This window comes from Streptomyces sp. S6 (genome assembly GCF_054880855.1).
In genome coordinates this window covers 1-4624 of sequence record NZ_JBTYMC010000418.1, presented here as the reverse complement: position 1 = coordinate 4624, position 4624 = coordinate 1, and the positions used below count along the sequence as shown (strand labels likewise).

Sequence of the window (4624 nt, the reverse complement as noted above, 5' to 3'; positions counted from 1 at the left end):
CGAACCCGGCGCCGTGCTCCTCGACGACGGCACGCGCATCCCCGCCGGCGCCGTCCTCGTCGGCATCGGCGCCCGGCCCGCCACCGGGTGGCTCGCCGGCTCCGGCATCGCCCTCGGCGCGCACGGCGAGGTCGTCACCGACGACCGCCTCCGCACCTCCGCCGTCGACGTCTACGCCGTCGGCGACTGCGCCTCCTTCCCCTCCGCGCGGTACGCCGAACGCCTCCTGATCCATCACTGGGACAACGCCCTCCAGGGGCCCCGCACGGTCGCCGCGAACATCCTCGCGGGCGCCACCGGAGCGCCCCTCGTCGCCTACGACCCCGTCCCGTACTTCTGGTCCGAGCAGTTCGGGCGGTTCGTGCAGTACGCCGGGCACCACACCGGCGCCGACGCGATGATCTGGCGCGGGGACCCCACCGGGCCCGCCTGGTCCGTCTGCTGGCTGCGGGAAGGGCGGCTGGTCGCGCTGCTGGCGGTCGGCCGGCCCCGGGATCTGGCGCAGGGGCGGCGGTTGATCGAGGCGGGGGCCGAGCTGGACGTGGAGGTGCTGGGGGACGCGGGGGCGCCGTTGAAGTCGGCGGTGGCGTGAGGGGTACGGGGTTTCCCCGAGAGGGGTCTCGGGGGTGGGTGGGGGGCCGGTCCGGGTGGTCCCGGCTTCCGCGTGTCAGTGGCAGATGGCAGGCTTGATGCCGTGACCGAGATTGACACGAGGATCGACGCGCTCGTCCCCGCCTGGCTGACCCTGCCCGACATCGCCGAACAGTTCGAAGAGGAGGTGACCCGCGTACGGCAGCTCGTCAAGGACGGCCAGCTGATCGCCGTCCGCCGAGGCGAGAACCGCGCGCTGCACGTCCCCGCCGCCTTCATCGACGGCGACAAGATCGTCAAGGGCCTCCCCGGCCTCCTGACCGTCCTGAGGGACGACGGCTTCACGGCCGAGGAGATGATCGAGTGGCTCTTCACCCCCGACCCCACCCTCCCCGGCACCCCGGCCCAGGCACTCCAGGAGAACCGAGGCACCGAGGTCAAACGCCGCGCCCAGGCCCTGGCCGTCTGAGCACCGCCCACAGAGGTACGGCCGCGGAGTGAGAGACGCGGCCGTGCGGGGCCCTTCGGGTGGACACGCGGGCCGATGCCGCATGCGAGCGGCGGGGGCCGTCGGGGGCTGGCGTTCAGCAGGGTGGCTGGATTTCCGGGGACGTCGTCGCGTGAGGCGGTCTCCGGAGGGCAGCCGTTCGGTGGAGCGACGAGGTCTCCTGCGCAGGGCCATGGCCCAGGGCGGTGGAAGCGCCGCGAGGCCGTGGCTCGGCGAGACCGTGAGATCCACAGGGCACTGGCCTCCGGGGCACCGGGCGCGAGAGACTGCGCGGGGTGTGCGGGAGGCCGCCGTTTCGAGGGGCTCGGTGAGCCGGGCGTCTTGATCGGCCCAGGGCTTGAGGGGTGTCGTGGGGCTGCCGGCCCCAGGAGGGCGTCCGCGCACCTCGGCAATCCGCTGCCGCACCCCGGCAACCCGTCCGCAGGGACGGCTCGTCGGCAGTCCTGTGCCCCCACAGGCCCCCGAACCCGCTTCCAGCGTCCCACCACCCACCAACTCACCCCGGGAGAACCCACCGTGCCCGACGCCGCAGCGCACCTCGCCGACGCCCGCCTCTACCTCTGTGTGGACGCGCGGAAGCGTCAGGGAGACCTCCCGGAGTTTCTGGACGCGGTGCTCGGCGGGGGAGTGGACATCGTGCAGCTCAGGGACAAGGGGATGGAAGCCGCGGAGGAGCTGGAGCACCTCGCCGTGTTCGCGGAGGCGTGCGCGCGGCACGGCAAGCTGCTCGCCGTGAACGACCGGGCGGACGTGGCGCACGCGGCCGGCGCGGATGTCCTGCACCTCGGGCAGGGCGACCTGCCGGTGCCGGCGGCGCGGGCGATCCTGGGCGGGCGGACGCTGATCGGCCGCTCCACGCACGCGAACGCGGAGGCGGAGGCCGCCGCCGTCCAGGAGGGCGTCGACTACTTCTGCACGGGCCCCTGCTGGCCCACCCCCACCAAGCCCGGCCGCCACGCCCCCGGCCTCGACCTGGTCCGCCACACCGCCTCCCTGAACACCGGCCGCCCCTGGTTCGCCATCGGCGGCATCGACCTCACCAACCTCGACGAGGTCCTGGAGGCCGGCGCCCGCCGCGTGGTCGTCGTCCGGGCGATCTCCGAGGCGGACGACCCCGGCGAGGCGGCGGCGCGCTTCACGAAGCGGCTGCGGAGCGCGTAGAGCGGAGCGGACCGTCCGCTATGCGGACGCCACCCTTACGGATTAGGGCATTTTCCCCGAGGTCGGTTGGGGTAGCGGCCCCACCCTGGCTAACCTGCGGGTATGGCCCTCGGAACCGCATCCACAAGGACCGACCGCGCACGCACGGTGCGTGACATTCTGGCGTCCGGCAAGACGACGTACTCGTTCGAGTTCTCGGCCCCGAAGACGCCGAAGGGCGAACGGAGCCTGTGGAGCGCGCTCAGGCGAGTCGAGGCGGTGGCACCGGACTTCGTGTCGGTGACCTACGGCGCCGGCGGCTCCACCCGCGCGGGGACGGTCAAGGAGACCGAGCAGATCGTCGCCGACACGACGCTCACCCCCGTCGCCCACCTGACCGCCGTCAACCACTCCATCGCCGAACTGCGCAACATCATCGGCCAGTACGCGGACGCCGGTATCCGCAACATGCTCGCCGTCCGGGGCGACCCGCCCGGCGACCCCATGGCCGAGTGGGTCGCGCACCCCAGCGGACTGACCTACGCGGCCGAACTGGTCCGCCTGATCAAGGAGTCCGGCGACTTCTGCGTCGGTGTCGCCGCGTTCCCCGAGATGCACCCCCGCTCCGACCACTGGGACACGGACGTCGCGCACTTCGTCGACAAGTGCCGCGCGGGCGCCGACTACGCGATCACCCAGATGTTCTTCCAGCCCGAGTCCTACCTGCGCCTGCGCGACCGCGTCGCCGCCGCGGGTTGCGACACCCCGGTCATCCCGGAGATCATGCCGGTCACCAGCGTCCGCATGCTGGAACGGCTCCCGCAGCTCAGCAACGCGGCCATCCCGTCCGTCCTCCGGGAACGGATCCTCGCGGCGAAAGACGATCCGGCCGCTGTACGCTCCATCGGTATCGAATTCGCCACGGAGTTCTGCGCGCGGCTGCTCGCCGAGGGTGTCCCCGGACTGCACTTCATCACGCTCAACAACTCCACGGCGTCGCTGGAAATCTACGAGAACCTTGGCCTGCACCATCCCCCGCGGGCCTAGACCGGTCGCACCGGAATAGGACACACTGCGTAGCGGCCACTGGGAGAGGGGCGTACATGGGCTGGACGGTCCTCTACATCGCGTTCGGCGTCGTCGCGCTCTGGCTGCTCGGCGAGGTGCTGTTGCAGTACAAGGCGCGGCTGCGCTGGCGGCTGCTGGCGTTCGTCGGCTTCCTGGGCGTCGTCTTCGGTGTCCTGATTCCATCGGTCCCGGTGATCGCCGTCGGCGCGGTCGCGTTCGCGATCGGCCAGACGTACGTCACGCTCTCGTTCCGCAAGGGCTTCGAGTCCGGCTGGGCGTTCAAACGCCCGGACGGCGCGGAGGGCCTCACGAAGCGGGCGGGCTTCATGAAGCCGGAAGGTTTCACGAAGCGCCGCAAGGGCAAGACCGGCGACGACACCCCGGACGCCCCCTTGGCCCCGCTCCCCGGCATGCCCGCGAGCGCCGCCCCGGACGCCCCCTTCGGCCAGGACGCCGACCCGGCCCTCGACGCCGCGGCCACCGCCGCCTTCGAACGCGCCACCAGCGCCTACGACGACGACTACGACCGCGACGACGTCTTCACCCCGGCCCGCCCGATGCACCAGACCGCCGACACCACTGCGGTCTACGAGCCCCAGCCGATGCCCGACGAGACCGGCACCTACGGCGTCTACAGCGACTCCGCGTACGCGGCGGCCACCGGCCAGCCCGGCCAGAGCACAGACGCCTACGGCTACTCCGGGTACGACCAGCAGCAGGCCTACGGCTACGACACCAACGGAGAGCAGCAGCAGTACGCCGCCTACTCCGACCCGTACATCGGCACCCAGCCCTACGCCACCGGCTCGTACGACACCACCGGCTACGACCAGCAGCAGTACGGTCAGCAGGGCTACCCCCAGGACCAGTACGGCCAGCAGCCGGGCTACACCGAGACCCCCGCCGGCGGCGTCTGGGTCCCCCAGCAGCGCAACACCGACGACCCGTCCTACGGCCAGGACCTCCCGGCCGACCAGCAGTACTACCAGGACGGCCGGCCCCGCCAGAACGGCGGCAACGGGTACGACGAGCAGCAGTACCGTTTCTGACGGGCCGCTGTCTCACACCCTCACTGCGACCCCCTGAACTCCAGCCCCTCCACGATCAGCCCCGCCACCAGCGCGCCCGACATGCCCGCGTGCGCCAGCCCTCCGCCGGGGTGGGACCAGCCGCCCACGGTGAACAGGCCGGGCAGGGCGGTCGTGTTGGACGGGACCGGCGCGAACACGAGCATCACGGCGACCGCCGGTGTCGTGGACCTCCAGTCCACCTCCGGCCGCCAGCAGGTGCGTTCGACCTACGTCTACCGCGCGCCCG

At 72.1% G+C, this 4624-nt stretch carries 5 protein-coding genes and 2 pseudogenes; 6 read left to right on the top strand and 1 reads right to left on the bottom strand.

Features of this window, described 5'->3' with window-relative positions; genetic code table 11:
• From ACVNF4_RS32715 to ACVNF4_RS32695, 5 genes are all read left to right on the top strand, one after another.
• On the top strand, positions 1 to 592 hold a 592-nt coding region (locus ACVNF4_RS32715; protein WP_461806510.1), incomplete at its 5' end, for an oxidoreductase C-terminal domain-containing protein.
• Between the two features lie 102 nt (positions 593 to 694).
• Complete coding sequence (locus ACVNF4_RS32710; protein WP_461806509.1) at positions 695 to 1060, top strand: Rv2175c family DNA-binding protein; 366 nt, start codon at positions 695 to 697, stop codon at positions 1058 to 1060.
• 555 nt (positions 1061 to 1615) lie between these two features.
• A complete protein-coding gene (gene thiE / locus ACVNF4_RS32705; RefSeq protein WP_461806508.1) occupies positions 1616 to 2260 on the top strand; it encodes a thiamine phosphate synthase in 645 nt (214 codons plus the stop codon).
• A gap of 102 nt (positions 2261 to 2362) precedes the next feature.
• Positions 2363 to 3286, top strand: coding sequence for a methylenetetrahydrofolate reductase [NAD(P)H] (gene metF, locus ACVNF4_RS32700; protein WP_461806507.1), 924 nt, complete (start codon positions 2363 to 2365; stop codon positions 3284 to 3286).
• Positions 3287 to 3342: 56 nt separating this feature from the next.
• On the top strand, positions 3343 to 4356 hold the full coding sequence (locus tag ACVNF4_RS32695; RefSeq protein ID WP_461806506.1) for an SCO2102 family sporulation regulator: 1014 nt from the start codon (positions 3343 to 3345) through the stop codon (positions 4354 to 4356).
• Positions 4357 to 4376: 20 nt separating this feature from the next.
• On the opposite strand, the pseudogene ACVNF4_RS32690 reads toward ACVNF4_RS32695, so the two are convergent.
• Positions 4377 to 4520: pseudogene (locus ACVNF4_RS32690) on the bottom strand (phytoene dehydrogenase); the annotation flags it as partial.
• A gap of 1 nt (position 4521) precedes the next feature.
• Between ACVNF4_RS32690 and ACVNF4_RS32685 the strand changes: the two are divergent.
• Positions 4522 to 4624 (top strand): annotated as a pseudogene (locus ACVNF4_RS32685) (serine protease); the annotation flags it as partial.